The sequence below is a fragment of the Phaeodactylibacter sp. genome, assembly GCF_022763345.1.
In the GTDB taxonomy this organism is placed as follows: Bacteria; Bacteroidota; Bacteroidia; order Chitinophagales; family Saprospiraceae; genus Phaeodactylibacter.
In genome coordinates, this window is record NZ_JALEGS010000057.1 from 1 (window position 1) to 4,149 (window position 4,149).

2 protein-coding genes are annotated in these 4,149 nt (G+C 45.2%); both read left to right on the plus strand.

Going from position 1 to position 4,149, the window contains the following annotated elements:
- Positions 1–418 precede the first annotated feature (418 nt).
- A complete protein-coding gene (locus MRY86_RS15865; RefSeq protein ID WP_293566828.1) occupies positions 419–1,363 on the plus strand; it encodes a DUF4249 domain-containing protein in 945 nt (314 codons plus the stop codon).
- On the plus strand, positions 1,360–3,738 hold the full coding sequence (locus MRY86_RS15870; protein WP_293566829.1) for a TonB-dependent receptor: 2,379 nt from the start codon (positions 1,360–1,362) through the stop codon (positions 3,736–3,738). Before MRY86_RS15865 ends, MRY86_RS15870 begins: the two co-directional genes overlap by 4 nt.
- Positions 3,739–4,149: the final 411 nt, after the last annotated feature.

Below are 4,149 nucleotides of genomic sequence, written 5' to 3' on the forward strand. Positions count from 1 at the left end.
GATTCCAGACGATGAATGTCTGGACTGTAAGCCCGACATTTATCGTTCCCCGTGCTGGCCGTCAGCGCCAGTAGGTGACCACTTCGTATTGCGTATAGTTGAAAGCTATTCTAACCCTGTAACGACCTATCAGTTGACAGACGGTTGATCTTGAAAAACTGACTAAAATTAAAAAACCGGCGGAAGCAATTTCCTGCGTTTCTGCCGGTTTTTTTTATAACGAAAAAGTGATTTGCCACGGCAAACCGACTTGATGCCTGCTTGCGTGTCGAGACTTCGGCAGGCAGGTCGGCATAAACGCTGGAAAGCGGTCTGCTCCGATGTCGCAAACCATTTTTTTAAGCGTATATACCTGGACGCTTAAAATATTACAAACAAAAATGACTCTGTTGCAGAGTACCCGAAATACTGTGAGAAAATGTCTATACCAAAGGGCGTTTTACCCATTTTTTTAGCGGGCTCCATGCTGTTGAGCTGTACCAAACCACTTGACCTGCCGCTTGATGAGGAGAACGCGCAGGAGTTGATTCTGTCTTGCTTCTTTACTTCTGATGAGTTTGAAGCACATTTGACCAAATTCCGATCCGTTCTGCAATCCGAAGTTGTCCCTGAAGAAGAGGCCATAATTGAATTATGGCGCCAGGATCAACTTATGGATACCTTGTCCTATCAGGGTATTGGTCGTTATCGGTACACCGGTTCCAACCTGGTTTCCGGCGAGCTATACCGGCTTTTAGTAAAAACGGATTACCATGAAGTTCAGGCTTCTGCCATATTGCCCCCTGCAAAAGTAGAGATTGATGACGCAACGTACTTTTTTGTGGAAAGTGCAGATGGAAACGAATACATAGATATTAATCTGCATTTTTTCGATCCCGATAGCGAGAAGAATTATTACGAATTCGTGATTCTACATCCTTTCTATGATGAATTGAAAGACTCCACTTATCTAAGCTATTTGAATGACATAGCTATTCCTGATGCTGTCTTAAATAGAGAAGGGGATTTAGTATACGCCCCATCTTCCTTTGTGTTTAGCGATGAGCTGATAAATGGAGGGCCTTATGAAATGCAATTGAGATTTGAACATAGTTCGGTTAGCGGTAATCGCTGGATTAAAGGTAAATACCGTAATAACCAGTCCGAATATTATCTCATTTTCCGTACGGTCAGCGAAGATTATTACCGCTTTCGAAAATCGTGGTTCAGACATCGGCACAATCAATCGACGGATAACCAGTTTGACAATGAACTGCAATTGTTATTTGGTGCGGAGCCTTTCACTTTATTTTCAAATGTATCTAATGGTTTTGGCATTTTCGCTGGCTACCACGAAGGCATTTTTCCAATACATGAACAATGAAAGCAAGTATTTTCCGCTTATTCATTGCACTAATATTTGTTTTTGCAGCCTGCTTGGCATTTGCCCAAACGATCCATGTATCAGGAATCGTGACCGACTCAGGTAGCGGGGAATCCCTTATCGGCGCATTGGTGAGCGATCAAGATAAAACACTCGTTGAAGTGACCAATTCTAAAGGTTATTTTAACTTATTGCTGCCTGCCAGGGACACACTCGTTTTGCAAGTCCAGTACGTTGGTTACGAAACAGCATCCCTGGTGATAGAAGCTACAAAGGATACCGTTTTGAACATAGGCCTCCGTGCAGGAGTGTCCTTACAGATCGTTGAAGTAATGTCCCGCTCAACACGGAATCAGCTTGAATTAGGTATGGCCACCCTTAGCCCTTCCGAAATAGAACGTATTCCTACCTTGTTTGGAGAAGCCGATGTACTAAAAGCACTACAGGTTCTGCCTGGAATTTCAGGAGGCAAGGAGGGGACCAGCCTTTTGTATGTAAGAGGGGGCACACCAGACCAAAATATTATTCTCCTTGATGATATTCCTATTTATTTCCCTGCACACCTGGGCGGGTTTTTATCTGTTTTTGAGCCCCGGTCTATCCAACAGCTGAAAGTGTATAAAGGAGGCTTTCCTGCTCGCTACGGAGGGCGTGTTTCCGGGGTGGTTGACATACAAATGAAAGATGGCAACCATAAGGAAGTCAAAAAAGAAATAGGCCTGGGCTTACTCTCTTCAAAGCTCTTTATAGAAGGGCCCCTCAAAAAGGAAAAGACGAGCTTTCACTTTTCTGCACGGCGCAGCTTTTTAGATTTACTTTACAGTAGTGCTCAACTCATCATCAATAGCCAGGATGAAAGAGTGAGTTACGGCATTTTAGATGCTAATCTCAAAATAAAGCATAAACTGGATAATAACAATCAGTTATACTTCTCTTACTACGGCGGTGGAGACAACATTCGGCTCAAATTCAGGGGAAGCAACCCACAGTATACCTCCAGAGAGACCACCAGGATCAGGTGGGGAAACCAACTGGCCGGTTTAAGGTGGCGCCATCTGCGCAAAAAATGGGTATGGAATAACGCTGTATCCTTCACGTCGTTTGGTTATGGTACCCGGTCAGAATTTGAACGTAAAGAAATATTAACTGGAGACAAGACAAACGAAATCAATCAATTCCAATCGAAAATCGTTGATTTTATTTTTCACTCCAGTGCAGATTTTTCCTTAAGCAACCAAGTAAACGTAGTTTCCGGAATAAGGGCTACCAGGCACAACTTCCAACCCAGCATAGAGCGCTTCAAGGGGAGTATAGAAGGCAATAGTGTTGATACCTCTGTTTCGGTTAGCAACACGGTTAATCACGAGCTGAGTTTTTATACAGAAGCCAATATCCAGTTGCCCCGGAACTGGTCTGCTAATGTTGGGGCGCATGCAAATTGGTTTGTTTCCGACGTCCGCAGGGAAGACTATCAGTTCCTTTCTGTCCAACCGCGTTTGCTGTTAAATTACCAGCCATCTCCCACTTGGAAACACAGCCTCTCGATAAGCCAAATGGTACAACCCCTGCACCTGCTTTCTAATAGTGGTGGCGGATTGCCCGTAGACATTTGGGTGCCCGCATCCTCGGTTGCACCTGTAGAGCAATCATGGCTGTATGCCGCAGGAACAGGGTTTTACCATAAGGGATGGGAAATACAGCTGGAAGCGTACTACAAAACACTCACCAACTTAATTGCCTTTCAGGAGGGAACTTCTTTCTTTAGAGGGGCTACAGACTGGGAGTCCAAAATTGTTGCGGAAGGCAAGGGCGTGAGTTATGGATTGGAGTCTTTCATTAAAAGGCATTGGACTAAATGGGATTTGATGATTTCCTATACGCTATCAAGGCACCAGCGGACATTTCCACAGCTCAACAATGGCCTTTCCTTTCCTTATCGTTACGATCGAAGGCATGATTTAGCACTCAGCATTTCCTTCAAGCCCAAAGATAACCAAAGGCTCTCTTTTCTATGGGTCTACCACTCAGGCGACGCCCTTTCGTTGGCCCAGGGGGGCTTTGATATTCGTACGCTGGGTTTTGGGAGTAGCCCCGGCAGCGGTTTTCATTTGTCGGAAGATTATCACGAAGCCCATTACTACGGGAGCCGGAATAGCTTTAGAATGCCAGATTACCATCGCCTTGATTTAAGCTGGCAGGTAGAGAAAACAATGAAAAAAGGCATACGTAAATGGATAGTTGGGCTGTATAACTCTTATAACCGGATCAATCCGTACTATATTTATTTTGATGAAAATGAGAGAGGGGAAAGACAGCTTTACCAGTTTGGGCTTTTCCCGGTATTACCTGCAGTCTCGTGGGTGAGAAGCTGGTGATCACTGCATAGCTGCGTCGATGCTGTTTATTAACGCTTGCTGCTTATGCCACGCGCCCCTTAACTTGCCCAACCTTCGTTTAGCGACCCAAAAATTGGTTATCTTACGGTAGGTTGAAGCATCCCCCGGCGCACGCACTGTCCGACATAGTTATACAACGAAGTCGGTACTTTCGCCGGGGGGGCTCGCCCGAGCAAAGCGCACCGGGTGAATGCCTCGGTAACGCCCAGGGTTAGTGCACCCGGTGAGAACGCCCCCCGCTACAATTCCTTCGCCGGGGGTACTCTGGTTTGACAAATGCAATCTGCTGTACATATTCATCACATTGTCAGGCGCTCAAAGCCCTCAATGTTCATTATTTTGCTAAAAATTACCCTATGCCACTAAGAATACTCCTGATTTTATTGGTCC

Bases quoted from the DNA above. Each gene is read 5' to 3' on its own strand.
- MRY86_RS15870 (WP_293566829.1), top strand. From the start codon at position 1,360: ATGAAAGCAAGTATTTTCCGCTTATTCATTGCACTAATATTTGTTTTT.
- MRY86_RS15865 (WP_293566828.1), top strand. From the start codon at position 419: ATGTCTATACCAAAGGGCGTTTTACCCATTTTTTTAGCGGGCTCCATG.